We start from the raw sequence: 26,304 nt of genomic DNA, 5'->3' as shown, positions 1-26,304 counted from the left end.
CGGTTGTCATGACATATGTCGGGGTGGCAAACTGTAGGGCGGAAAAGCGCGCAGCGCGCATTCCGCCAAGCGCCGCCTGCCCCTGCGCACCACAGCGCTTTCGTAAAGTACTACCAAGAAAGCTTGCTCTCGGCTACCATCAGGCATATGGTGCCGCTTCCGCGGCGCCGTGATGTGGCGGAGGCAGTACCGGTGCACTTAAAGCGACGTCATACCCAACCTTCGATCCGCGCCAAGACGGCCAAGCTGGTGCTTGCCGGCCTGGTGCCGTCCTTGATCGGCTTTGGCACCCTCGCCTTCGACTCGTTCCAGCGCGAACGGGCCAACCTGCTGCACGAAGCCGAGCGCATCGCGCAAGCCTTGCGCAGCGAACTCGAACGCGAGCTCGATACAACCGAGATCGCCGGGCGCGCGCTGGCAACTTCGCCCAGTCTGCAAACGGGCCAGCTCGATGCCTTCCGCGCCCATGCCCGCGCCATGCTCGATGCAGGCTTGCCGGCCAACGCTTTTGTGCTCAGCGACACCACCGGCCGGCCGCTGGCGCATACCGGCTTCGACCCTGGTGCCACCCTGCCGCCCAACCCGAACGCGGCCTCGATCGTGCGCGCCGCCGCCAGCGGCCTGGTCGCAACGTCCAACCTTGCCCACCTCGGGCCCGGCCAGCAATGGCTGCTCTCGATCGAAATACCGGTGCGCGTCGACGGCGCGGTGCGCTACGTGCTCTCGGCTCACATCGCGCCGGCGCGCCTGGGCACGCTGCTGCCCGCGCTGCACTTGCCCGCGCAGTGGTCGGCCGCCGTCTATGACGGCGCCAACGTCACCATCACGAACACCAGCACAAGCGCCGTCGGCGCGCCCGAGCATATCGGCACGCGGGCCAAACCGGCCCTGGCCGCCGCGCTGGCCAACGCCGATGCGGGCACGCTGGAACTGACCGCGCGCGATGGCCTGCCCGTGTTTTTGGTCTACACGCGCCTGCCGCAGCGGGGCTGGGTGGCGGCGATCGACGTGCCGCGCGCCGCCGCCAACGAAACGCTCAGAAATTCGCTGGCCAGCGTATTTCTGAGCGTTGGTGCGCTGCTGGTGATCGGCTTTGCCATGGCCTGGCGCATGGGTGCACGCATCGGGCGCTCGATGCGGGCGCTGAGGGAACCTGCCATCGCGCTCGGTCGCGGCGAACCGGTGCTCATTCCCGAGTTGGACATCCGCGAAGCGGCCGAAGTCGGTTCCGCGCTGCGCCACGTGGAGCAGGAACTGCTGCGCTTTCGCGCCGGGCTCGAAGACGGGGTGCGCGAGCGGACCGAGGAACTGGAAAACGCCAATGCGCTGATCGCCAACGTGTATGCGACGGCGCCCGCCGGCTTGGCCATGCTCGACACCGACCTGCGGGTGGTGATGGTCAACGACTACCTGGCCGCGATCAATAACCTTCCCGTGGCCGACCACATCGGCAAGACGCTGCCCGAACTGCTCGGCGAGCAGGGCGTGGAATACGAAAAGGCTTACCGCACGGTGCGCGACACCCAGACGGCGCTGCTGGCAATCGAGTCCCACGGTCAAGTGCCGTCCGAGCCGGGCGTCGAGCACCACTGGATCGTGAGCTACCATCCAATCTTTAACAAGGACCACAAGCTGGTGGGCGTGTCGGGCCTGGTGGTCGATGTGAGCGAACGAAAGCAGCTCTCCGACAAGCTGCGCGACGTCAGCGAGCAATTCCACGTGCTCTACGAAATGTCGGGCGACGCCCACATGCTGCTCACGCTCAACGATGGCTACGTGGGCGGCAACCGCGCCGCCGCCGTGCTGTTCGGCTGTACCGACGTGGTGCAGCTGATGACGCTCTCGCCGGCGGCCACCTCGCCCGAATTCCAGCCCGACGGGCGCCGCTCGGACGAGAAGGCCGAGCAGTTCATCCGCTACGCCCTCGAGCGCGGCAGCCACCAGTTCGAGTGGCTGCACCAGCGCATCGACGGTTCGCTGTTTCATGCCGATATCCTGCTTACCAGCCTGAACGCGGGCGGCAAGGGCGTGATCCAGGCCACGGTACGGGACATCAGCGAGCGCATCGCCGGCGAAGCGCGTTTGCAGTCCCTTAACGAGCAGCTGGCGCACGCGCTGGACCGGGCCGAAAGGGCCAGCAGCGCGAAAAGTGAATTCTTGGCCAACATGAGTCACGAGATTCGCACCCCGATGAACGCCATCATGGGTCTGGCGCGCCTGCTCGAAGAGTCGCCGCTGGCGCGCCGCGAGCGCAGCTATGTGGCCAAGATCAAGATGTCGACCCGCTCGCTGCTGGGCATCCTGAACGATGTACTCGATTTTTCCAAGATCGAGGCTGGCCAGCTGATGCTCGAATACACCTCGTTCCGGCTCGACCAGGTACTTGACAGCATTTCCGTGCTGCTAGCCCCGAGCGCCGCCAACAAGGGCCTGGAACTGGTGTTCGCCGTGGCGCCGGACGTGCCCCTGCAGTTGACGGGCGACCCAATGCGGCTCGAGCAGGTGCTGCTCAACCTGGTCAGCAACGCCATCAAGTTTACCGGACAGGGCGAGGTGGTGTTGACGATCCGCGCCGCCGGCGCCGTGGCCGACGACCATATCACGCTCGCCTTTTCGGTGCGCGACACCGGCATCGGGATTGCGAGCGAACACCAGGGGCACATGTTCGCCGCTTTTTCCCAGGCCGACAGCTCGACCAGCCGCAAATACGGCGGCACCGGCCTGGGTTTGGCCATCTGCCGCCGCCTGGTTGCCCTGATGGGCGGGGTCATCGGCGTTACCAGCGAACCTGGCAAGGGCGCCGAGTTCTTTTTCGAGTCGACTTTCGGCGCGCCGGTCGGGGCGCCCTTGGCCGCCCTGCCGGACCTGCCCGGCCTGGCCGAACGCTGGCTGCTGGTGGTTGACGACAACGCCAGCGCGCGCGCGGCGCTCGCGGCCCAGTGCACCGCCTTCGGCTGGCATGTCGACACCGCCGCCGACGGCCACCAGGCGCTCGCGATGCTGCGCGCGGCCAATGGGCCGCAGCGGCACTACGACTTCATGCTGATTGACGCGGCCATGCCGGAACTGGACGGCATTTCAGTGCTGACCCATGCGCGCGCCGAGCGCGGCGTGGAACTGCCGCGCACCGCGCTGATGGTGGCCGAGCCCACGCGCGAACAGCTGGCGATGCTGTCGGAAGACTTGAAACTGGACGCCACGCTGTTCAAGCCGGTTACCCGCGAAGCGCTGATCGCGGCCCTGGTCGAACTGCACACCGGCCGGGCGCAGGGGGCGCCCGGCCAGGCGCAGGCGCTGGCCGGACGCCTGGCCGGCATCTACGTGCTGCTGGTCGAAGACAACCAGCTCAACCAGGAAGTGGCCAACTACCTGCTGCTGCACGCCGGCGCGGCGGTCGATATTGCGGGCGATGGCCGGGTCGCAGTGGAGATGCTCAGCGCCACGCCCACCCGCTATGATGCGGTGCTGATGGATATCCAGATGCCGGTGATGAACGGCTACGAGGCGACCGAGGCGATCCGCAAGATGGGCATGGCCGACCTGCCGATCATTGCCATGACGGCCAACGTGATGGAAGACGACCGCGCGCGTGCCATGCAGGCCGGCATGAACGCGCACATCTCCAAGCCGATCGACGTCGACAGCTTGATCGAGACGGTGGTGCGGGTGACCGGCGGCGCTCCCGAGGCACCGGGCGCACCGGTGCGCACCGGCTACCACGGCACCGACCATGCCACGCCGCTGCCGGCCAGCATTCCGGGCATCGATCTGCGCTCCACGCTGCCCCGTTTCGGCGGCAACTTTGGCAATTTTGTCACCTTGTTCAAGCGATTCGAGCGTTCCCAGGGCGGCACGCTGGCCGAGGTGCGCCAGCTGCTGCGCGCGGGCGAGCGTGAAGCGCCGGTCGCGCTGGTGCACCGGCTGCGCGGTGTGGCTGCCAACCTTGGCGCGGCCGACTTTGCGGCCTTGGCGCTCGACTTTGAACACGCACTGCGCAGCGGCGGCATGGCCGACCTGATCGAGCGGCTCGATGTGCTCGACGGCGAATTGGCCAGGCTGATGGCGGCCGCGCGCCAGCTCGACATGCCGCGCGGCGTTGAAACGGCCGCGCCGAAGGGCGATGGGCGCGCGCTGCACAGCAGACTGGCGGATCTGCTCGGATTACTTCAAAATAGCGACCTGAAGGCCATGGCCGAGTTTGAAGCGCTGCGCGCCGAGTTGGCCGCCGTGACCGCGCCGGACGAGATGGCGTCCTTGGCAGAGTCGGTCGCCACACTGGCCTTCCCCGGCGCGGCGGAGCAGATCCGGGAACTAATGAATAGAAAAGGTACGCCATGAGCTGGAACGATATCGCACAAAAGGGGCGCGTCCTGATCGTGGACGACGCGATGGAAAACATCCAGATTCTGCACCATGCGCTGCAAGATGAGTACGATGTGCTGTTTGCCATGAACGGCGCCAAGGCGCTGCTTATCGCCCAGAACCAGTTGCCCGACCTGATCTTGCTTGACGCCGTGATGCCCGACATGGACGGCTACGCGGTGTGCGCGGCGCTGCGCGCGTCGGCCGTCACGCGCGACATTCCCATCATTTTCGTCACCGCCCTCAAGACCCCCGAAGACGAAACACGCGCGCTCGACGCCGGCGCGGCGGACTTCATCAGCAAACCGGTCAACGCGGCGGTGGTGCGCGCACGCGTGCGCACCCAGCTCACCGTCAAGCGCCAGAGCGACGTACTGCGCGCACTGACGCTCACCGACGGCCTGACGGGCGTATCGAACCGGCGCGCCTTTGATGAAAAGCTGCAGGGCGAATGGCGCCGCTGCGCGCGCGCGCGCATGTCGATTGCCTTGATTTTGGTCGACATCGACCATTTCAAGCTGTTCAATGACCACTACGGCCACCAGGCCGGCGACGCCTGCCTGCAGCAGGTGGGCGCGGCCATGCGGCGCGCGGCGATGCGCCCGCAAGACATGGTGGCGCGCTACGGTGGCGAAGAGTTTGCCGTCTTGCTGCCGCAGGAAGACCTGGCCGGCGCTGAAGCGGTGGCGCGCAGGGTGCTCGAGGAAATCGCCGCACTGAACATCGCCCATGAACATTCGTCGGGCTGCCGGCAACTGACGGTCAGCATGGGCGTGGCAAGCGAGATGCCGAGCGAACTGACTGATCCGGGCCAACTGATCAAGGCGGCTGACGCGCTGCTGTACGAAGCCAAGGCGCGGGGGCGCAACCGCTATCTGACGGGCGCCAAGGGCTGAAGAAGTGTGCGCGTCTGCCTGCGCCTCTTTATGTCTCCCTGCCTGGCTGCCTGCAACGCAGGCACGTCCGGAACCAGCCATGCATATGCAAGCTTAGCTTGTATTTCGACTGAGTAATTTCGCCGCCTGCTCCCGAAAAAGAGCGTTTCGTCGCAAATTGCGCCCGCTACCTCTTGTGTTTACGTACCATCCAAATTGACAACACTTCAATCCCTGGAAGGCGCTAACCCATGACAACAGACCTGAACAAGCCGCTCGCGCCCGTCGCCGGCACCGAGCGCATCGCCGCGCTCGACGTCGTGCGCGGCTTCGCGCTGATTGGCATCCTCTTGATGAACATCGAGTTTTTCAACCGCGCCACCACCGACATCGGCAGCGGCATGCAGCAAGGCTTGTCGGGCGCTAACTTGTGGTTCAGCTACTTTGTCCAGTATTTCGTCGTTGGCAAGTTCTGGACCATGTTCTCGCTGCTGTTCGGCATGGGCTTTGGCGTGATGCTGATGCGGGCCGAAACGGCGCAGCGCAACTTCATCGTTCCCTATCTGCGCCGGATCGCCGCGTTGGCCACCTTTGGCGCGCTGCACCATATTTTTCTGTGGAGCGGCGACATCCTGTTCAGCTATGCGGTGGCGGCCAGCGCCCTGTTGATCGTGCTGTACGGGCGCGCGCTGTTCATTTTCCTCAGCATCCCCGTATTGATCGGCGTGGGTTTTATCCCCGGCCTGGACTGGGCTTACGGCGTTGCTGGCGGTGTTGCCTTCTTCGGTTTTACGGCCTGGCTTCTGCGCAGCCCGGACCAGATTCGCATGTTTGGCAAGAACGTACCGATTTTTAAGATCGTCGTCGGCCTGATCATGGTCGTCTCGGTCGCGGCCCTCTTGGTCGGCTTGCTGGTTCCATCGTTGCCGCGCGAAGCCAAATTTGGCCTGTCGATCTCCGGCTTCGCCTTCCTGGTGCTGGGCATCTTGATGGCACGCTTTCACAACCCCGTCCAAGCGCGTCCATGGCGCATCGGCGTCGGCGTGTACGCATTCAGCTTTTTCATGATGGCGGCAATCGGCGCGACCCAGTATTACTTTCCCAACCCGGACGACGCAGTGATTGCCAAAATGAGCGCGGCGGGGACCGCGCCCGTCGCTGCTCCGGCAGCTGCCACCACCGTGTCCACGCCAGCTCCCGCCGTCAAAGGCGCCGTCAAAGGCGCCGTCGCCGCCAAAAAGCCGCAAACTGACGCCGAGCGCATTGCCGAGCGGCGCCAGAAGCGAGACGAACGCCTGGCCGAGCGCAAGACCAAGATGGACACCGAAATCAAGGTACTGACCAAGGGCAGCTGGGCTGACGGCGTCAAGATGCGCGCCGCGCAGTTTGTCGAGCACGCACCCAACGAAGTCGGTTTCGCCACCGTGCTGATCGGCATGTTCCTGCTGGGCCTGTGGTTTGTCCGCTCGGGCGTGATGGCCAATACCCGCGCGCACCTGCCGCTGTTTCGCAATCTGGCGCTGTTTGCGCTGCCGTTCGGCGTGGGCCTGGGCCTGATCGGTTCGCAAATTACCACCCACGCCACGCCCGGTACGCCGAACGGTTACCAGTTTGCCTCTGGCCTGCTGATGCTGGGCAACCTGCCAGCCTGCCTGGGCTATGTCAGCGTGATTGTGCTCATGCTCAACAGCGGCCTGTTCGCCGGCATCAAGGTGCTCGCCCCGTTTGGCCGCATGGCCTTGACCAATTACCTGACCCACAGCCTGGTCTTTTCGACGCTCTTCTACGGTTATGGACTTGGCCTGTTCGGCCTCGAACGCATCGGCCAGCTGGGCTGTGTGATCGCCATGGTGGTGGTGCAAGTGCCGCTGAGCCACCTGTGGCTCAAGCACTTCCGCTACGGTCCGATGGAGTGGCTGTGGCGCGCGATCACCTACTGGCAAATCCCTGCCATGCGCGTCAGGCCGGCCAGCAGCCAAGGCCCCGCGCTTCAGGTGGCCTGATTCAAACTGGGGCGGACCGGCTGGTCCGCCCTCTTGCCTTGCCGATTAAAAACGCGCCGCGCCGCAAAATCATTTGCTGTGCGGCGCTGTCATTACGTACTATGCAAGCTCATAAAAATATACGCAAAGGGGCAACCTTGGCCACATCTGTCGACACCCACCCGTCCATGCTGCTGGCCCCGCTGGAACGCGGCGAGCGCATTGCCGCACTGGACGTCGTGCGCGGGTTTGCCCTGATCGGCATTTTGCTGATGAACATAGAATTTTTCAACCGGCCCACGTCCGACATCGGTAGCGGCATCCCGACCGGACTTTCCGGGGCCAACCTGGTTTTCAGCTTGTTTGTCCAATATTTTGTCATCGGCAAATTCTGGACCATGTTTTCGCTGTTGTTCGGCATGGGCTTTGGCGTCATGCTGACCCGCGCCGAAACGGCCGGGCGCAATTTCCTTGTGCCGTATTTGCGCAGGATCACGGCGCTGGCCGTGTTCGGCGCCCTGCACGGCATCCTGGTGTGGAGCGGCGATATCCTGTTCAGCTACTCGGTCGCAGCACTCTGCCTGCTCGTTGTGCTGTTTGGGCGCGGCAAGTTCATCGTGCTCGCCATTGCGCTGCTGGGGGCCGCCGGCCTGCTTCTGAAACTGACGTGGACCTATCAGATCGCCGGCTGCCTGGCCTACTTCGGCTGGATGGCCTGGTACCTGCGCTGCCCCCAGCACATTGACGTGTCCAAGCGCAGCGTTCCGGTTTTCAAGATCGTCACGCGCCTAAACATGATGGCCGCGGCTGCGGCCATTGCGGCCGGCTTTCTGATTCCTGGCCTGCCGCGCGAAGCGAAGGTCATGATGCCTATCGTGGGCAGCATGGTGCTGCTGCTTAGCCTGTTGATGATACGCTACCACGCGCCGGTGGCGGCCCGGCCGTGGCGGATCGGCGTTGCCATGTACGTGTTCAGCTGCCTGATGCTGATCGGCTTTGGCGCCGGCCAGTATTATTTTCCGGAACCGGTGGCCGCCGGCGCCCCAAGCCCCGCCGCCGCCCTGCGCAGCGCGGAGCGCGCCAAGGCGATCACCGAACACAAGGCGGAAATGGCGGGCGAGGTGGCCGTGCTGACCAAGGGCAGCTATGCCGACGCCGTGGCCATGCGCAGCACACGCTTTATCGCCCATGCGCCGGGCCAGTTCGGCTTTTCAACCATTATCGTGTGCATGTTCCTGCTCGGCTTGTGGTTTGTCCGTTCCGGCGTGATCGCCAATGCCGGCGCGCACTTGCCGCTGTTTCGCAAGCTGGCCCTGTTCGGCTTGCCGCTTGGAATAGGGCTGGGCCTGCTGGGCGCGACTATCGCCGTGCGCGCCGTGCCGGGGACGCTGGACGGGCACATCCTGGCCACGGGTCTGCTGCGCCTTGGCAACCTGCCCGCTTGCTTGGGCTACGTGGGCCTGGTGGTCGTGATGCTGCACAGCCGCTCGCCGTTCGCGCGCATTGCCGTGCTGGCCCCGTTCGGCCGCATGGCGCTGACCAACTACCTGACCCACAGCGTGCTCTTCACGCTGGTCTTTTACGGCTACGGCCTGGGCTACTACGGCATTGAACGCAAGTGGCAACTGGCCTGTGTGGTGGCAATGCTTGCCTTGCAAATTCCGTTCAGCCACTGGTGGCTGTCGAGATGGCGCTACGGCCCCATGGAGTGGCTGTGGCGCGCGATCACTTACTGGCAGCTGCCCGCCATGCGCATTGCGAGCGCCGCCAACCTCCCCCTGCGCCCGGCCTGACCGTCGCGCCCGACCCAGCTTTGAAGAAAGAATACTGCATGGTTTCTCGCGTTCGCATTGTTGCCGCACTGGTTGCGGGCCTGTTCCTCCTGGACGCCTCGCAGGCACTGGCAGGCGCGCCCGCGCGCGCCATTGCGCTGCCGGGCCTGAAGCAAAACGCCAGCATCCTGGTAGACCGCTGGGGTGTCCCCCACCTGTATGCCGCCAGCGAAGACGACCTGTTTTTCGTCCAGGGCTTCAATGCGGCGCGCGACCGCCTGTTCCAGATCGACCTGTGGCGCCTGCGCGGCCTGGGGCAACTGGCATCGGTCTTTGGCCGCAGCTACGTGGACCAGGACCGGGCTGCGCGGCTGTTCCTGTACCGGGGCGACATGCAGCAGGAGTGGCACGCCTACGGCGACGGCGCCGAAGCGGTGACGGGCCGTTTTGTGGCCGGCATCAACGCCTATATAGACTACCTGGCCGCGCATCCCGCGCAGATGCCGTTCGAGTTTCGCCGGCTTGGCTATACGCCTTCCAAATGGTCGGCGGCCGACGTGGTGCGCATCCGCAGCCACGGCTTGACGCGCAACCTGCTCGCGGAAGTGGCGCGCGCGAACACGGTGTGCAAGTCGGGCCTGGCTGCCGACCAGATTCGCTACGGCTTGACACCGGCCTGGGTCACCAAGGTGCCGCAGGGCCTGGACCCGTGCCTGCCGCCCAAGCTCTTGGACGTGTTTACGCTGGCCACTCAGGCGGTCGTCGTCGGCGATGTGGCGCCGTCCGCGCCGCTGGCCGCCTTGACGGCGAGCGCGCCAGACCAGGACGCGTCCATGGAAGGCAGCAACAACTGGGTGATAGCGCCCCGGCGCACCACGACCGGACGCGCGATCCTGGCCAATGACCCGCACCGCGCCTACTCGGCGCCGTCGCTGCGCTATATTGCGCATTTGTCGGCGCCGGGACTGGACGTGATCGGTGCGGGCGAGCCGGCGCTGCCGGGTATTTCGATCGGCCACAACGGCAAAATCGCCTTTGGCCTGACCATTTTCAGCATCGACCAGGAAGACCTGTACGTGTACGAGCTCAATCCGGCCGACGCCAGGCAATACCGATACCGCGGCGCCTGGGAGAACATGCAGACGGTGCGCGAAACGATCGCGGTGCGCGGCCAGGCGCCGGTGACCGTGGAGCTCAATTTCACGCGCCACGGCCCGCTGATTTTCTCGGAGCCGGACAAGCGGCGCGCCTTTGCGGTGCGCACCGGCTGGATGGCGCCCGGCATGGCGCCCTACTTCGGCAGCATCGACTACATGCGCGCGCGCGACTTTGCCCAATTTCGGCGCGCCATGAAGCACTGGGGCGCGCCGACCGAAAACCAGGTGTATGCCGACACCGACGGCAATATCGGCTGGGTGGCCGGCGGCCTGGTGCCGATTCGCCCCAACTGGGACGGCCTGATGCCCGTGCCCGGCGACGGGCGCTACGAGTGGGCCGGCTATTTGTCCGGCGACAAGCTGCCGTTTTCGTACAATCCCAAGGCCGGCTGGTTCGCCTCGGCCAACGAAATGAACATCCCCGCCGCGTTCCCGTACAAGGAACGCAAACTCGGTTTCGAGTGGCCGCACAATGGCCGCTACACGCGTTTGCAGGAGCAGCTATCGCGCAGCGGCAAGAGCGGCATTGAAGACGCGATGCGGCTGCAAAACGATGTGTATTCGGTGCCGGCGCGGCGCATGGTGGCGTTGCTCAAGCCGCTGGTGACGATGGATGCGCGCGGCGCCGCGGCACTGCGCCTGCTCAAGGACTGGGACTACCAGGAACGGCGCGATTCGGGCGCGGCGGCGCTGTACGAGGTGTGGTGGTCGCGCTATCTGGGCGGCGCCTTCACGCACGCCGTGCTGGGCGCAAAAGACGCGGCCAGCGTGCCCGCGCCGGACCCCACGGTACTGATCGATACCCTTGAGCGCCCGGGCTCGCGCCTGGGCAAGGATGGCGCGGCGGTGCGCGACCAGGTGCTGCTGGGCAGCCTGGTGGCGGCGTATGCGGACATGGAACGGATGCAGGGACCGGATGCGGCGGCGTGGCAATGGGGGCGGCTGCACACCCTGTATCCCATGCACGCGCTGGGCGCCGGCGCCGACCAGGCGCTGCGCGCGAAGCTCAATGTGGGGCCGATTGCCGTGCAGGGCGGCGCCTACACGGTGAACCAGTCGAGCTATCGCAACACGGACTTTGTGCAGAACAACGGGCCGTCGTTCCGGGTGGTGGTTGATGTGGGCAACTGGGACAATTCGCGCGCGATGAACATGCCGGGCCAGTCGGGCGACCCGGAGAGCGCGCATTACCGCGATCTGGCACCCAAGTGGGCCGGCGGGGAGTATTTTCCGCTGCTTTATTCAAGAGCGGCGGTGGAGGCGGCTGCGGAGTTGAGGATTGATTTGGTGCCGGGACGGTAGCGCTGGGGGTTGAATGCAGCCCGGAAAAGCGCACCGGGAGCTGCGCCTCCGCTACATCGTCCCCGCGCACGCGGCGGTGCGAGGACGATGTGGCTTTTATCGCCTACGGATAGCGCCGCATGATGAGTTCGGCGACGCACACGGGCTTGGCGTCGCCTTCGCGCTCCATCAGCACGCTCCATTCGAGCTGGGCGCCTTCCTGAAGCTGGTCGATCTTCAACAGCGTCAGGCGCGCGCGCACTCTGCTGCCCACCGGCACTGGTGCGGGAAAGCGCACCTTGTTCAAACCATAGTTGACGACCATCTTCGCGTCCGTCATGCGCAGCGATTGCTCAAACAGGCTCGATAACAACGACAGCGTCAGAAACCCATGCGCAACCGGCGTCTTGAACGGCGACTCGCGCACGCAGCGTTCGGGATCGACATGGATCCACTGGTGGTCGTCGGTCGCGTCGGCGAACATGGCGATGCACTGCTGGGTAATTTCCACCCACGGCGAAAGCGCCACTTCCTGCCCCACGAGCGCGCGCATCTCGTCGAGCGTTGCGAATTCACGCATCAGGCGCTCCCGCCGGGCGGCGCCCGAACATACCCATGCCTTCGACCGTGCAGACCAGTTCCCCGTGCTGGTTCAGCGCGCGCCAGATCGACCAGACCACGCCGCGGTCCGGCTTGGAGCTCGAGGCCTTGACGGCGGTGGTCAGGTAGCTAACGGTGAGCGTGTCGCCGGCGCGCACCGGCAACAGCCAGCGTACCTTGTCCAGCCCGGGCGAGCCCATGCTCGACGAGGCCGCCATCAGACCGTCGACCACCATGCGCATCATCATGCTGCAGGTGTGCCAGCCGCTGGCGATGACGGCGCCGTACATCGATGCGGCGGCGGCGTCTCGGTCGACATGGAAGGGCTGCGGATCGAACGCGCTGGCAAAGGCGATGATCTCCTCCTCGGTCACGGTGCGTGAACCGAGGGCGATCTCCTGGCCGGCGTAAAAGTCTTCGAAATACCAGTTCACGGTTCGCCATCCGTGGCAAAACCCGGCTGCGCAATAAAACGCTGCAGGTGGTGGTCGCAGTCGCCCAGCGTCAGTTCGATCATGGTCAGGCGCTTGAAGTGGTGCGCGGCCATGACTTCGTTGGTCACGCCCATGCCGCCATGCAGCTGGACCGCCTGCTGGCCGACGAACTTGAGCGCCTGCCCGACGCGAAACTTGGCGGCCGAAACGGTGCGGCGGCGCTCGGCGGCGTCGCCCGACGCCATCTTGACGGCGGCCAGGATCGCCATCGAACGGGCTTGTTCGAGGTGGATATACATGTCGGCCATGCGGTGCTGCAGCGCCTGGAATTTGCCGATCGGCGCGCCGAACTGGGTGCGCGTCTTGAGGTAGTCGAGCGTGGCGGCGAAGATCGCCTCCATGGCGCCCAGCGCTTCGGCGCACAACAGCGCAGCGCCATAGTCGGCCGTGTGTTCCAGCGTGTCCCAGGCCGCGCCCTCGGTGCCCACTAGCGCCGCAGCCGGCAACTGCACGTTGGTGAACGTGATATTGGCCGCGCGCAGGCCGTCCAGCGTGCGAAAGTCGGTGATGGCAACGCCTGCGGTGGACGATGGCACCTCGAATAGCGAGATGCCCGCCGTGTCGCGCTGCGCGCCGCTGCTGCGCGCCGATACGAGCAGGCTGCACGCCTGCGCGCCGTGCAGCACGATGCTCTTCGTGCCGTTGATGACGTAGGCGCCATCTTGCGCCGTGGCCGTGGTGGCGATGTCGGCCAGGTCGTAGCGCGACTGTTTTTCAGTAAACGCGCACGCCAGTTTCAGTGCGCCGACGGCGACTTGTTCGAGCAGTTGCGGATGGCCCCCGCCAGTCTTGAGCGCTTCGGCGCCCATGACCGTGGCCAGGTAGGGCTCGACCACCAGGCCCCGTCCCAGCTCCTGCATCACGACCAGCATGTCGAGCGCGCTGCCGTTGAAGCCGCCCTGTTCCTCGGGCACCGGCAAGGCCGTCATGCCCAGTTCGACCAAGGTAGCCCAGGCCGCGTCGGACACGCCGGACGGCGAGTGCACGATCTTGCGGCGCGCGTCGAAACTGTAGTCCTTGGTGACCCAGCGCTTGAGCGCGTCGGCAAAAGCCAGCTGCTCTTCTTTGAAGTTGAAATCCATTCAGTACCTCACAGGCCCAGGATCATCTGGGTGATGATGTTGCGTTGAATTTCGTTGGAGCCGCCGTAGATGGAGGTCTTGCGAAAATTGAAGTAGTAGCCGGCCAGGGGCGCCGCGTCGTCGTCGCCGGCCGCGCTATGCTCAGTGTCCGATTCGAGGTAGGCCGGGTCGAAGGCGAGCGCCATCGGCCCTGCCGCCTCGACCATCAGTTCGGTCAGCGTCTGCTGGATCTCGGTGCCGCGCACCTTGAGCACCGACGCTTCCGGTCCCGGCGCCTTGTGTTCCTGCGCCAGCACGCGCAGCACCGTCATCTCGAGCGCCATCAGTTCGATTTCAAGCGTGGCCACCTTGGCCGCGAAGTACGAGTCCTGCAGCAGCGGCTTGCCGTTCTTGGCCTGGGCCGACGCGTAGCGCTTGACGAAGGCCAGCTCGCGCTTGGAACGCCCGACCGCGGCAATGCCGGTGCGCTCGTGGCCGAGCAGGTACTTGGCGTAGGTCCAGCCGCGGTTTTCCTGGCCGATCAGGTTTGCCGCCGGCACGCGCACATTGTCGAAAAAGACTTCGTTGACCTCGTGGTCTTCGTCGAGCATCAGGATCGGGCGCACCGTCACGCCAGGCGTGTGCATGTCGATCAGCAGGAAGGAGATGCCCTCCTGCTTGCGCACGCCGCTGTCGGTGCGCACCAGGCAAAAGATCATGTCGGCGTGCTGGGCCAGCGTGGTCCAGGTTTTTTGTCCGTTGACGATGTAATGGTCGCCGTCGCGCACGGCGGTGGTCTTGAGGGAAGCAAGGTCGGAGCCGGCGCCCGGTTCCGAGTAGCCCTGGCACCACCAGTCTTGGCACGACAAAATGCGCGGCAGGAAGTGGGCTTTTTGCGCGTCGCTGCCAAAGGCCATGATGACCGGCGCGACCATATTCACGCCGAATGGCAGGATGGGCGGCGTGCCGGCCCGGGCGCATTCTTCGTCGAACAGGTGACGCTGGACGGGGGACCAGCCGGGGCCGCCAAATTCAACGGGCCAGCCGGGTGCGACCCAGCCTTGCGCGGCCAGGATCTGATGCCAGCGTACATAGTCCGGTTTGGACAAGCGCAAATGCATGCGCACCTTGTGCTGCAGGTCGGCCGGCAAGCTAGCGTCGAGAAAGGCGCGCACCTGGTCGCGAAAGGCCAGATCCTCGCTCGTATAGTTCAGGTCCATTTACTCTCCTTGTTTTCGCCGCCAGAAAAAAGCACGACCGTTCACAGAATTGTACATGAAATCATTCCGCCTGCAAGCACCAATTCACCACCTCCCCCGGGGTGGAAGGACAGGCGAAAAAAAACCGCTCAGCTTGTGGCTGAGCGGCTTTCGGTGCGACCGGGTGGGTCGATTTACTTGTTGCGGCGGCGCGTCATGAAGCCAGCGCCCAGCAAGCCGGCCAGCATCAGCATGCCGGTCGCAGGCTCAGGTACTGCTGCCAGGGCTGCGGGGGCATTGGCGCTGTCGATGCCGTCAGCGCCCAGCACGATGGCTGGCATGTCGGTCGCGGCAGGCGCGGCGATACTCGCCTCGGGGGCGGCCTTGGCCGTTTCGGTGAAGGCTACCGGTGCCGCCGCAGCTTGCGCCGGAGCCGTCGCGCTCGCTGCTGCGACAGGCGCTGCTGAAAAACCTGAACCCGACTGCGAGAACAACATCATCGACGTCGAACCAATGTCGCCCATGCGCGACTGTGCGCTCCACGAGCCGCCAGGACCGGCCAGCGACGACTGGAACGCCATCACAGGCGCAGCCGAAGTGGCAGTAGCGAAAGCGAAAGCGGGCTGAACCGACGCGGCGGAAGCCTCCACCGTACCGGCGTTGGCGAATGACGCTGTAGCAAACAGCCCGGCAAAGATTATGTGGCGAACGATCATGAAACTCTCCTGAATATTGTTAGTGTTGGTAGCGCTGCATTTGAGTAACCATCCTAGCATCAGTAGAAAATAGACAATGTTCGATTGAAATTCAATTGTGCCAAGCAAAAAAAAGGGATCTCCCTATGAGGAGACCCCTTTTGCATTGCGACAATTTCAACAACACAACAACGGATGTGTGATATCCGCAACAAGTTTTTTAATCGGAAGCCTTGCTTGGCATGTAAGGCATCAGGCGCGTCGCGAGCCGGTTGTCGGTCTTGACCATCCCCACCGCGTCGCTCAGGATGTGCGCGGCCTCGGTCAGCATGACATCCTTGGCGTCCTTGGCCGCTTTTTCGGCCGCCAGTTCCGCTGCCAGATTGCGCTCGTCAGCCTGCAAACCGTCGTCCTGACGGCGCTTGGCCTTGGCCGCAGCAAGTACCTTGTTGCGCGCGGCATCGCCGGAAACAGCGGCAATCGCATTCTGGCGCTCTTCGCGCTGCTTGGCGCGCGCTTCCTGGGTGTCGCGCTCCTTGCGGCGCACCACTTCATTGAGCGACACCGAGTTTTCCTTGCGCAGCTTGCGCACTTCAGCCAGGTCTTCCTCGAGGTACTGGAAGTCACGGTCTTTGGCAATGCGCGCGTCATGGCGCTTTTGCAGCGGCGCGATCAGCTCTTTCAGGTCGCCCGACGGTACGTACGATGCCGGCTTGATCGCCACCCACGGCAAGGCATTGTCATAGCTGGACTCGCCGAAATTCTCGACGTCCGACAGCACCGGCAGCTTGATGTCGGGGCTGACGCCGCGCAGCTGCGTGGTGCCGCCGTTGATGCGGAAAAACTGGGCGATCGTCATCTTCAACTCGCCATACTTGGGTTTTTCGCCCGCTGGCGCATTGCGGTCAAAGTTGACCAGCGACTGCACGGTCCCCTTGCCAAAGCTGGACTCGCCGATGATGAGGCCGCGCCCGTAATCCTGGATCGCGGCGGCGAAGATTTCCGACGCCGAAGCCGAGCCGCGGTTGATCAGCACGCCGACCGGACCGTCCCACGCCAAGCCCGGAACCACGTCGTTCTCGACGCCCACGCTGCCGTCTGCCGAACGCTGCATCACGACCGGGCCCTTGTCGATGAACAGGCCGGTCAATTCGACGGCTTCGGACAGCGAACCGCCGCCATTGTTGCGCAGGTCGATCAGCACGTTGTCAACCTTGGCCTTTTTAAGTTCGCCCAGGATGCGCGCTACGTCGCGCGTGGCGCTCTTGTAGTCCTTGTCGCCGCGGTGGCGCGCTTCGAAGTCGAGGTAGAAGGTGGGCAGCGAAATGACGCCGACGCGGCGCTTGACGGCGCCATCGGCCACTTCGATGATCGATTTTTTGGCGGCCTGCTCTTCCATGTTGATTTTCTTGCGCACCAGCGCCACGGTATTGTGCTTGCCGTCGGGGCCGGCATCAACCGGCAAGATGTCGAGCTTGACGGTGGAATCCTTGGCGCCGCGAATCAGCCCAACGACGTCGTCGATGCGCCAGCCGAGCACTTCCGTGAACGGGGTTTCGCCCTGCGCCACGCCCACAATCCGGTCGCCCACTTTCAGCTTGCCCGACAGGCCGGCCGGGCTGCCCGGCACGATTTCGCGGATGACGGTGTATTCGTCGCGCGACTGCAGCACCGCGCCAATGCCTTCGAGCGACAAGCGCATGGCGATGTCGAAGTTTTCAGCCGAGCGGGGACCGAGGTAATTGGTATGCGGATCGATCGAGGTGGCGTACGCGTTCATGAAGAGCTGGAACACGTCTTCGCTGTCGACCTTGCCCACGCGGGTGGCGTAGTTGTCGTAGCGCTTGTCGAGCGTCTCGCGGATGGCTTTTTCTTCCTTGCCCGCCAGTTTCAGGCGCAGCCAGTCATTCTTGACGCGCTTGCGCCACAGGTCGCGGATTTCATCTTCGGACTTGGGCCAGGCTGCCTTTTCCCGGTCGATCTGGAAACGCTCGTCGATGGTGAAGTCGAGCTTACCTTTGAGCAGTTCGCGCGCATAGGCAATGCGCTCGGCGAAACGTTGCTGGTAAGCGGAGTAGATCACGAACGGCAAGGTGATGTTTTCGTTGCGGATCGCGTCGTCGAGCTTGGTGCGGATAGGCGCGAACTGGTCAATGTCGCTTTGCAGGAAAAACAGCTTTTCGCCGTCAAGCGACTTGAAATAAGCGTCGAAAATCTTGGCCGACATGGCGTCGTCGAGCGGCGTGGCCTTGTAATGGCGTTTTTCAAACCACATGGACGCCAGCACGGCCGCCTGCGCCTGCGCGGGCGCGGCCCTTAACGGGGCGCCGGTGAATTTATCTGCTTGCGGCACGGCCGCTTGGGTGGTCATGGCAAACGCCAGCGCGACCATCAACATACACTTCTTCATTTGTTTCTCTCCAGGCGTGTTTCTCGTGGTATCCACTAGCGCTGATTCTATCAGCTTCGCCGATGGCGCAGAGCCAGCTTGCGCCAGCTTGCTTAAGACCAGCTTAGCTGGCCTGTGGGCAACTGGGCCAGGGACTTACAAACTAAAACAGTTGCGCGTGCCAATGCCAGGCCAGCCAGGCGCCAGGGACCAGGATGAACAGGCAGGGCCAGGAGCGCAGCGCGATGCGCCAGTCGATGATGGATGGCCAGAACGACAGGAACTGGGGCGCCAGCGCAAAGGCGATCGCCACATCGAGCAGGTGGAAAGACCAGCCCGCGCCGGTGCGCCACCACGCGACAGCCAGTGGAATGAGGATGATCAGCAGCGGCGCGAGCGCGGCCGGGGCGGCGTTGTACCAGCGTACGCGCTTGAGCGCCACGGAGCCGAGCTCCCAGTGCTTGCCCTTGCGGCGCGGAATGATGGTAACGGCGCCGGGACTGGCCCCGGTCACCAGGCCGACCGTGAAATGGGCCAATTCGTGGCAGGCGGTACCGGCCACCGTGAACAAGAAGAAAAAGGGATGCTTTGCAGCCAGAAAGCGAATGACGAGCGCCAACAGCGCCGATGGCAACAGGTACAGCAATATGTCGCCATGCTCGCAGGCAAAGGCAGGCGCGAGGGCGCGGCAGGTGGCGGAAAAGGCCATGGCCGCGCGTCAGGCTAGCCGGCGTAAAAGCAGCGGCCGCACGCCTGGCGATAGCTTTCGTTACCGCCGATGCTCACTTGTTCGCCTTCGCGAATGCGCTTGCCGTGCTCATCGATACGCACATTCATGGTCGCTTTTTTGCCGCAGGTGCAGATGTTTTTCAGTTCTTCGATGTCGTCGGCCAGGGCCAGCAGGTAGGCCGAGCCGGGGAAAGGATCGCCGCGAAAGTCGCTGCGCAGGCCGTAGCAAATGACCGGCACGCCCTTTACTTGGGCCAGCTGGTGCAGCTGCTGCACTTGCAGCGTGGTGAGGAACTGTGCTTCGTCGATCAGCAGACACGCCACTTTAGGGGCGTCTGCGAGGAAATCGGTGTCGGCGTCGAAAGTTTCAACCTCGCGCTGCGGTCCGAGGCGCGAGGTGACCTTGCCCACGCCGTAGCGGCTGTCGATGGCGGCGGTGAACAGGCGCACTTGCTGGCCCTGTTCTTCATAATTGTGCGCCACTTGCAGCATGGCCGTGGACTTGCCGGCGTTCATTGCCGAATATCTGAAATAAAGTTTTGCCACTGCGATGATCCTGAATGTCTCGAGGGCGGATTATAGCAAGCGGGCCGGCGCCGTCCGCCATATAGGAAAGCGACGACCGTCTCCCACATCGTCCTCGCGAACGAGGCTGCAGCAAAAAGAGTAGCAGTGCAGCAGAGCCACATCGTCCTCGCGTACGCGGGGACGATGTAAGGCAGCTCACTGCCCCGGGTGATATTTGCGCTCCAGGTTTTTTTCGATGTCCTCTTTGTAGAACAGCACATCCTTGAATTCGCCCCGGCTATACATCAGCGCCTGGTCGGCAAAATGGGGCGACGCCGGATTGCTGCTGTTCCCGCCCGCCAGAATGCTCTTGGCCCGCACGCGCGGCCCGAACTCCACCGCCGCCACGAAGCTGTTCCCCCGGTCGCCATAAATGCGCTTGGTCGTTTGCGGCGCCGACATCCCGAACGACGCCAGCGAACCCCATACCGCCGAAGGAAACGCCACCGGCAAACTCGGTTTGGCGTCGTCATACTGCTGGCGCACGTCGCCGCTGATGCGCTGGAAGCGGTTGATCTCGCCCCAGGGCGTTTGCCAGGTGCCAAAATCGGCCTCCAGCCTGGCGCTCGCGCGCGCAAGTGCCTGCAAGCGCTCCTGCGCCGTCAGGCGGTCGCGGATATAGTCGGCCACCGGCACTTCGCGCGCGCGGGCCGCCGCTGCACCGGCGGCGACCATCTGCTGCCCCCAATACACGGCCAGCGAGGTGGGCACGGACGTCACCGAATAGCGCAAGTCCCAGCCACGCAAGGCCGCAATTTGTCCGGCCAGCGACGCCTTGAGCGGGTCTTGCGCCGGCAAGGCGTCATAGGCCGCCAGCAGCGGGGGCAAAAGCGCCTCGAAGGCGGTCAGGTAATTGTCGTAGGCGGACGCGATCAGGCTGTCGAGCGTGACGTCGCTGGCCTGCCCGAGCACCCGCAGCGCATGCAGGCCACGCGCGTTTTCCGGCAGCGACCACATATAGTTGGGATAGTCCTGTTGGCGCGGGCTGCTGGCGCCCGCCGCGCGAAACGGCCAGTTGTTCGTATTTTGGATCCAGCCATTGGTCGGATTGAACAGCGTGATGGTGTCCTTGATGTCGTGCAGGCCGCGCCACTCGGTGGCCGGGTTGCTGCCGTCGACCGGGTGCTTCCAGTCGAAGGACGCTTCGCGCCGGGGCAGAAAATTGCCGTGAAAGTAAGCGATATTGCCGTCGGCGTCAGCGTAGACGGTGTTGTTCGACGAATTGGTCCGCAGCTGCATGGTCTGGTAAAAAGCCTGGTAGCTCCTGGCCTTGGTGCGCGAATAAGACTGCGTCAAGGCCTTGAGCGGCTCATTCATCATCTTGACGGCGACCCACTTGCCGTCTTGCGAGCGCACGATCGGGCCGTGATGACTGAAGTAGGCGGTCACGGTCTTGCTGGCCATGCCTGCTGGCGTTTTGTAAGGCAGCGTAATGGCGACCGCCTTCATTGCGCGTTCGCCCGCGCCGTACTTGTAGAAGACCTTGCCGTCCTTGTCGACGATAGTCTCAAGGTACTCGTCGATGACGTCGCCCCCGCCGGACGTATGCATCCAGCCCGCCTTGTCGTTAAAGCCCTGGTAGACAAAGAACTGGCCCCATGTCACGGCGCCGTACGCGTTCAAGCCTTGTTCGCTGACGACGTGCACTTCGGGCCGGAAGTAGAACGAGGTGTGCGGATTGATCAGCAGCAGCGCCCTGCCCGACTTGCTCAGTTTGGGTGCGATGGCAAAGCCGTTCGAGCCGCGCGGCTCGGCTTCGAAAGGGGCCGCGCGTGCGAGCTGCGGCTTCTTGCCGTAAAACGCTTCCAGGTCCTTGAGGTCGATCTCTTCGATGTCGCCGCCGATGCTGCCTTCGCTGAACGAAAGCGCCATCCATGGCTCGAAACGGGTGATCAGCTTCGGTTTGACGTCGGGGTGCGTCTGCAGGTAAAAATTGAGGCCGTCGGCCCACGCGTTCATCAGCTTCTTGAGCCATGCGGGGCTGGCCGCATATTGGGCTTTCATTGCGTCAGGGGTGATGTACATTTTCATGCGCAGGTCGCGCCAGATGGCCGCTTCGCCCTCCACTTCGGCCAGCCGGCCCAGGGCGTTGATGTAATTGAGTTCGACCCGGTTGAAATCATCCTCGGCCTGCGCGAACATCAGGCCAAAGACCGCGTCGGCGTCGGTTTTTCCGAACACGTGGGGGATGCCCCATTTGTCGCGCAGGATGGTGACGCGCTGCGCGCTGTCGGCCAAGCGGGCCTGCTCGGAAGCCGGCCGGGCATGCGCACCAGGCAGCGCCGTGGCCAATGCGCAAACAAACAAGGTCGATCCAAATAAGCCAGTTCGCAACATCGTGTCACCCCAGTAAACATGAAAATCACTTGGAAAAGGCGCCCAGCGCCTTCCGACCGCGCGCCGCCAACAACTAACTTCCCAGCTGCGCCTTGAGCGCCAGGTTCTCGGCGGTCAGCGTATCAACCTTTTCGCGCAGCGCCGCCACCTGGGCGCGCAGCTCGGTTTCGGCATCGACCGCCGGCTCCTTGGGCGCCCTGCTGCCCGCCTTTTGCTCGCGCACCTGCTTGGCCGCCTGCTGCAGCTCCTTGCGCCCGCCCGCCACGGCGGCATTTTGCACCGCTTCGGGCAGCGAGGCCACGCTGGCCGCCGCGTTGATGGAAATGGTCCCCGCCCTGACAGCTTCCACCAATTGCGGCGTGGCCGCTTTCTGGATCCGCTCGATCTGGCTGATGGTATTGCTCGACACGCGCGCGGCCTTGGCCACGTCTTCGCGCGTGTTCCATGGCGGCGACTCCGGCGCGGCGGCGGCTTCGCTTGCCGGTACGGCTTGGGGATCGGCGGCGCGCTGGGCCACGCGGGCGGCGACGATATCTTTTTTGCGCAGTGCGAGCACGCCGCGCTGGTAGTCCGAGACGCTGCGCCGCGCCAGGTGGTTGTCGATCATCCACAGCATCACGTCGTCGAGCGAGGCGAAGCTGGTGTTTTGCACGGTGCGAAAGGCGATGTTGTGCTTGCTGCAGATCTCGTAGCGGTTATGGCCGTCGATCAGGACCTCGCCCCACAGCACGAGCGCATCGCGGCAGCCTTCGGCCAGCAGGCTGCGTTCAAGCGCGGCGTATTCGTTGTGGGTCAGTGGATCGATGAAGGAACGCAGTTCCTCGTTGATGGTGATGTTCAATGCGTGTCCTTGTATGTACCGTGGCGCGCCGAGCTGCCGGCGCCGCCACGCATGCTACACGATTGACGCGGACGGGGAAAGTGGCCAGCATGCGCACCGATTGTGCTAAAATCTCGCGCGTTGCCCGGATGGTGAAACTGGTAGACACCCGAGACTTAAAATCTCGTGCTCGAAAGGGCGTACCGGTTCGATTCCGGTTCCGGGCACCAAGAACTTGATTCACATTGTTTCATACAGCATCGAAACCCGCCTCTCTCATAGGGAGCGCGGGTTTTTTGTTGTGCTACCTTGTTGCATGACGTAGTATCAAATATCACGTGTTTCTTGGTAGTTTTGTTGGTATCTCGAAGACGTGAAATCCACATACCAACAACAGGCTCGATATGGCACTGACCGCCACCGCCCTACTCCATGTAAAACACAGCGGCGCAAAGGCGGGCGATAAGCTCACCGATGGGCAAGGTCTGCACCTGCTGGTGACAGCCGCCGGCAAATACTGGCGTCTCAATTACCGCTTCAACGGCAAGCAGAAAACGCTGGCGCTGGGCGTCTACCCTGCGGTAACGCTCGCCAAGGCCCGCAAACGCCGCGACGAAGCCCGCGAACTGCTTGTCGATGGAATTGACCCCGGCCAAGCGAAAAATGACGCCAAGCTTGCCAAGGCCGAATCAGAGGCGAGCACGTTTGAGACTGTCGCCCGTTCATGGCTGAACAAGACGGCGGGAAATCGGGCCACCAGCACGCAGCAAAAGAACACTAGCTGGCTGGAAAAGAACGTATTCCCGTTCATTGGCAAGATGCCTATTTCGACCATCAAGCCGCGCGACGTGCTGGCCACGCTGCAAAAGATTGAGGCGCGCGGGGCCATCGAGTCGGCGCACAAGATCAAACAATTGTGCGGCCAGGTGTTCCGGGCCGCCGTCGCCAGTGGACTCGCTGACCGAGACGTGACCGCAGACTTGCGAGGCGCGCTATCGTCGATCCCAAAGGCGAACTTCGCTGCGATCACTGAGCCATTGCACGCTGGCGCGCTGCTGCGCTCCATCCATGCTTATACCGGCCATCCCTACGCCACAGCAGCGCTCAAGCTCTCGCCGTTGGTGTTTGTGCGACCGGGCGAACTTCGCAGCGCCGAATGGGCAGAAATAGACCTTGAGGCGGCGGAATGGCGTATTCCGGGCGTCAAAATGAAAATGGGCCAAGACCACCTTGTGCCACTTTCGACGCAGGCTGTAGACCTGCTGCGCGCCATGTACGGCATGACCGGGGACGGCAAGTATGTTTTCCCTAGCATTCGTACAAGCGACCGCTGTATGAGCGAGAACACCGTCAACGCCGCGCTACGCAGCATGGGCTACGCAAAGGAAGTGATGACCGGCCACGGCTTCCGCGCGATGGCGAGAACAATCATGGACGAGGTACTGGGCGAGCGCGTAGACCTGATCGAACACCAGCTCGCACACGCCGTCAAAGACCCAAATGGGAGGGCCTACAACCGCACCGCCCACTTGCCGGCACGTCGCAAAATGATGCAGCGTTGGTCCGACTACCTGGACAAGTTGCGGTGCGGCGCTGACGTGATTCCACTGCACGGCAACGCAGCATAGATTGACCGACTTACGCCAGCCCTAGGCTGATCCCCGAATACCCGCTTACCTGGCGGGTGGGCTGGCACCTATTTCACCAGGTACGCTGAGGAGCGTATGTGATACACGACTTTTTCGAACATTGCCACCTTCCCGATCGCACTAAATGGGAATCACCTTTCAAGAATTTTGAACTTGAGACTGAAACATTCGACAATTTGAGTGAGACATTCGGAACTCAAGTCCTCGAACTCATTGTAAGCACGAGGAACATTTGCGCTTATAGGCACTTATCGAAGGGCGGAACGGCGTCTGATTGGCGACAAACCTGCCTTAGCAATATGTATTACATTCGCTTGGCAAATTTTGCCCAACTTGCCTATGAGTTTGGGTGTAAAAAAGCAGAAATTGACACGATGCTACGACGAGATGTATCAAGCATTCAAGCATGGGAGTGCTACATCGATGCGATCGGCCAAACATTTTTTGACGAAGTATTCATCAAGGCGGAGCGTCTTCCTCGACAAGCGCAGCTACTGGGAATATGTGTTCTCCAAATTTTGGACGACACCCTTTCTGTGATCCGCAATGATGGATTTTGCATCAATACAGCCAATGCCCTCTTGCTGGCCAGTCGCATCCTTGGAGACGCGAAAAATATAGATAATGAAATTCAGCAAAATGAGTTCGAGCAAATTGTCGTGGATAGTACTGAGGAGTCATTAAACTACATGAGGGCAAAGGCAGGCGGAGATGCTCGCTCGGCAAAGATCAAAGCGTGCGAACAGGAGACCATTCGCCTATACAAACTCGGAAGATGGGGGAGTCTCCCAGAAGCAGCTCTCGCGATAACCCCGCAAGTCGTTGAATTTTCCAAGAACCATACAAAACTACAGCCATCGACCACTAGGCCGCTAAAGTGGATTCGCGCTTATGTCGCGTCGCTAAAAGGTCAGCCTTAGCTTTGCTAGAGTTAGCTTGAGCTAAGCACAGGTTAACCCGGTCCTAGGTAAAGCTGCATACATCTAACTTCAAAACAATCACGATTCAATCATTGCCTTACGGGGCGTCTTCAAGGATTGAATCATGTCACAGCAAGTTATCCGTATCGCCGAACTGGCAAGCACACCGGCTAAATCGGGCAAACTTCCCGTTAGTCCCGCAACCGTCTGGCGCTGGGTGCGCGAAGGCAAATTTCCAAAGCCATTTAAACTGGGCGAGTCTGTCACTGTATGGCATCTGGCCGAGGTCGAAGCCTTCATCACGCAACGGGCGGGGGGCGTCCAATGAGCGCCGCTACTTGCACCGTGCTCATGCGAAAATCAGCGCCACCAAGCACCAGCACGCTCGTTCATTTCTACATGGGCAAGCCGGTAACGGACTCGCTGACAATCGCGCAAGAGTTCGCCAGCCGTCATGACAACGTGCTGCAAAAGCTCGATGGCCTGATTGCGGACGGCACAGTAGGACGCCTAGATTTTAAGGAGTCCTCCTATGTGAACGAGCAGAACAAGAAGCAGCGAATGATCGAACTGACCGAGCGCGGCGCACTAATCGCCATGCCGTTTATCGGAGGCAGGAACTCGCGTGCCGGCCAGGTGCGGCTTGTCGATGCGTTCATCACCATGCGCGACGAATTGGCCAATGAAGCCGGCGACTGGGCCGACTCGCGTAAAAAGGTTTCGGCAGGCTACGCCATGATGTGCGAAACGGTACAAGAGGTGCGCGCTGACGATGGCAAGACCACCAGCGCGCACCACTATGCCAACGAAGCCAAGCTGGTTAACTGGGTACTGTTCGGGCGCTTCGAGGCCATCAACCGCGACCACATGGCGCAAGCCGACCTTGTAATGATGGACAAGGTAGAAGCGAAGAACGCCATCTGGATCGCGCGGGGGCGCACCTATGCCGAGCGCAAGGCGGCGCTACCGGCTTTCCTCGCCACGCTGCGCACGAGGCGCATCAGGGGCGCGCAATGACCGGCGGAATAGCGGGCGAGCCGTCCGACGAACGCGCCGCCGTGCTGGCCGACCTGCTGCGCGTCATGCCAGGCAACGGCAGCGAGATACAGCGCCATCGAATGCTGACCGCCATGCAGCAACTGGGCAGTGTCACCAGTTACGAGGGTTCGCGCTATCTCGACTGCTACGACCCACGGGCGCGCATTTATGAGCTACGGCTTGCGGGGTATCGCATCGACACCATCATGCGCGCCATGCCAACTGAAAGCGGCGTGCTGCACCAAGTCGGCGTGTACGTACTGGAAGGGACGGCCACCTACCCCTTACTGGATGGCCTTGACGATGCCGAGGTGCCAGCGTGACCGGTGCAATGCGTTTGGAGTGCGCCTATGGGCTGCTGGCGCGCTTCGCAGGTC

20 protein-coding genes and 1 tRNA gene are annotated in these 26,304 nt (G+C 63.0%); 11 read left to right on the top strand and 10 right to left on the bottom strand.

The features are described 5' to 3' along the window. The first annotated feature begins 192 nt into the window (after positions 1-192). From ACP7BV_RS14825 to ACP7BV_RS14805, 5 genes are all read left to right on the top strand, one after another. Entirely contained in the window at positions 193-4,338 is a 4,146-nt protein-coding gene (locus ACP7BV_RS14825) for a response regulator (protein ID WP_426104852.1), read from the top strand. Continuing rightward, entirely contained in the window at positions 4,335-5,258 is a 924-nt protein-coding gene (locus ACP7BV_RS14820; protein WP_426104850.1) for a diguanylate cyclase, read from the top strand. Before ACP7BV_RS14825 ends, ACP7BV_RS14820 begins: the two co-directional genes overlap by 4 nt. Positions 5,259-5,488: 230 nt before the next feature. Next, positions 5,489-7,240, top strand: a complete 1,752-nt coding sequence (locus ACP7BV_RS14815; protein ID WP_426104848.1) for a DUF418 domain-containing protein — start codon at positions 5,489-5,491, stop codon at positions 7,238-7,240. A gap of 137 nt (positions 7,241-7,377) precedes the next feature. After that, positions 7,378-9,012 carry a DUF418 domain-containing protein gene (locus ACP7BV_RS14810; protein ID WP_426104847.1) on the top strand — a complete coding sequence of 545 codons (1,635 nt, stop codon included), beginning with the start codon at positions 7,378-7,380 and terminating at the stop codon, positions 9,010-9,012. 38 nt (positions 9,013-9,050) lie between these two features. Beyond that, positions 9,051-11,450, top strand: coding sequence for a penicillin acylase family protein (locus ACP7BV_RS14805; RefSeq protein ID WP_426104845.1), 2,400 nt, complete (start codon positions 9,051-9,053; stop codon positions 11,448-11,450). Positions 11,451-11,553: 103 nt separating this feature from the next. On the opposite strand, the gene ACP7BV_RS14800 is transcribed toward ACP7BV_RS14805, so the two are convergent. From ACP7BV_RS14800 to ACP7BV_RS14755, 10 genes are all read right to left on the bottom strand, one after another. Continuing rightward, a complete protein-coding gene (locus ACP7BV_RS14800) occupies positions 11,554-12,009 on the bottom strand; it encodes a MaoC family dehydratase (protein ID WP_426104843.1) in 456 nt (151 codons plus the stop codon). Then, entirely contained in the window at positions 12,002-12,463 is a 462-nt protein-coding gene (locus ACP7BV_RS14795; RefSeq protein WP_426104841.1) for a MaoC family dehydratase, read from the bottom strand. Before ACP7BV_RS14795 ends, ACP7BV_RS14800 begins: the two co-directional genes overlap by 8 nt. Further along, positions 12,460-13,605, bottom strand: a complete 1,146-nt coding sequence (locus ACP7BV_RS14790) for an acyl-CoA dehydrogenase family protein (protein WP_426104839.1) — start codon at positions 13,603-13,605, stop codon at positions 12,460-12,462. Before ACP7BV_RS14790 ends, ACP7BV_RS14795 begins: the two co-directional genes overlap by 4 nt. A gap of 8 nt (positions 13,606-13,613) precedes the next feature. After that, entirely contained in the window at positions 13,614-14,804 is a 1,191-nt protein-coding gene (locus tag ACP7BV_RS14785) for an acyl-CoA dehydrogenase family protein (protein WP_426104837.1), read from the bottom strand. Between the two features lie 173 nt (positions 14,805-14,977). Then, positions 14,978-15,499: a PEP-CTERM sorting domain-containing protein gene (locus ACP7BV_RS14780; protein WP_426104835.1), complete on the bottom strand. Its 522-nt coding sequence runs from the start codon at positions 15,497-15,499 to the stop codon at positions 14,978-14,980. Positions 15,500-15,698: 199 nt separating this feature from the next. Further along, positions 15,699-17,888: a carboxy terminal-processing peptidase gene (locus ACP7BV_RS14775; protein ID WP_426104834.1), complete on the bottom strand. Its 2,190-nt coding sequence runs from the start codon at positions 17,886-17,888 to the stop codon at positions 15,699-15,701. 142 nt (positions 17,889-18,030) lie between these two features. Then, complete coding sequence (locus tag ACP7BV_RS14770) at positions 18,031-18,576, bottom strand: hypothetical protein (RefSeq protein WP_426104832.1); 546 nt, start codon at positions 18,574-18,576, stop codon at positions 18,031-18,033. 14 nt (positions 18,577-18,590) lie between these two features. Continuing rightward, positions 18,591-19,142, bottom strand: coding sequence for a thymidine kinase (locus ACP7BV_RS14765; RefSeq protein ID WP_426104830.1), 552 nt, complete (start codon positions 19,140-19,142; stop codon positions 18,591-18,593). A 177-nt stretch (positions 19,143-19,319) separates the two neighbouring features. Further along, entirely contained in the window at positions 19,320-21,470 is a 2,151-nt protein-coding gene (locus ACP7BV_RS14760; RefSeq protein ID WP_426104828.1) for a penicillin acylase family protein, read from the bottom strand. A 103-nt stretch (positions 21,471-21,573) separates the two neighbouring features. Next, complete coding sequence (locus ACP7BV_RS14755; RefSeq protein ID WP_426104826.1) at positions 21,574-22,341, bottom strand: hypothetical protein; 768 nt, start codon at positions 22,339-22,341, stop codon at positions 21,574-21,576. 122 nt (positions 22,342-22,463) lie between these two features. Between ACP7BV_RS14755 and ACP7BV_RS14750 the strand changes: the two genes are divergently transcribed. The 6 genes from ACP7BV_RS14750 (at position 22,464) to ACP7BV_RS14725 (ending at position 26,250) form a co-directional block, all read left to right on the top strand. Continuing rightward, positions 22,464-22,550 (top strand) — tRNA-Leu (locus ACP7BV_RS14750). A gap of 174 nt (positions 22,551-22,724) precedes the next feature. After that, positions 22,725-23,948 carry a tyrosine-type recombinase/integrase gene (locus ACP7BV_RS14745; protein ID WP_426104825.1) on the top strand — a complete coding sequence of 408 codons (1,224 nt, stop codon included), beginning with the start codon at positions 22,725-22,727 and terminating at the stop codon, positions 23,946-23,948. 98 nt (positions 23,949-24,046) lie between these two features. Beyond that, positions 24,047-24,889 (top strand): hypothetical protein, encoded by an 843-nt coding sequence (locus ACP7BV_RS14740; RefSeq protein ID WP_426104824.1) that lies wholly within the window; start codon positions 24,047-24,049, stop codon positions 24,887-24,889. A gap of 124 nt (positions 24,890-25,013) precedes the next feature. Beyond that, positions 25,014-25,217: a helix-turn-helix transcriptional regulator gene (locus ACP7BV_RS14735; RefSeq protein WP_426104822.1), complete on the top strand. Its 204-nt coding sequence runs from the start codon at positions 25,014-25,016 to the stop codon at positions 25,215-25,217. Between the two features lie 71 nt (positions 25,218-25,288). After that, positions 25,289-25,906 (top strand): Rha family transcriptional regulator, encoded by a 618-nt coding sequence (locus ACP7BV_RS14730; protein ID WP_426104821.1) that lies wholly within the window; start codon positions 25,289-25,291, stop codon positions 25,904-25,906. Beyond that, positions 25,903-26,250, top strand: a complete 348-nt coding sequence (locus ACP7BV_RS14725; protein ID WP_426104819.1) for a helix-turn-helix domain-containing protein — start codon at positions 25,903-25,905, stop codon at positions 26,248-26,250. The genes ACP7BV_RS14730 and ACP7BV_RS14725 overlap by 4 nt, the downstream gene beginning before the upstream one ends. Positions 26,251-26,304 lie beyond the last annotated feature (54 nt).

This window comes from Massilia sp. TSP1-1-2 (genome assembly GCF_049896185.1).
Lineage (GTDB): Bacteria > Pseudomonadota > Gammaproteobacteria > Burkholderiales > Burkholderiaceae_D > Telluria_A.
Note: the sequence above shows the minus strand (reverse complement) of the source record. Positions and strands in the feature narration are given on the sequence as shown.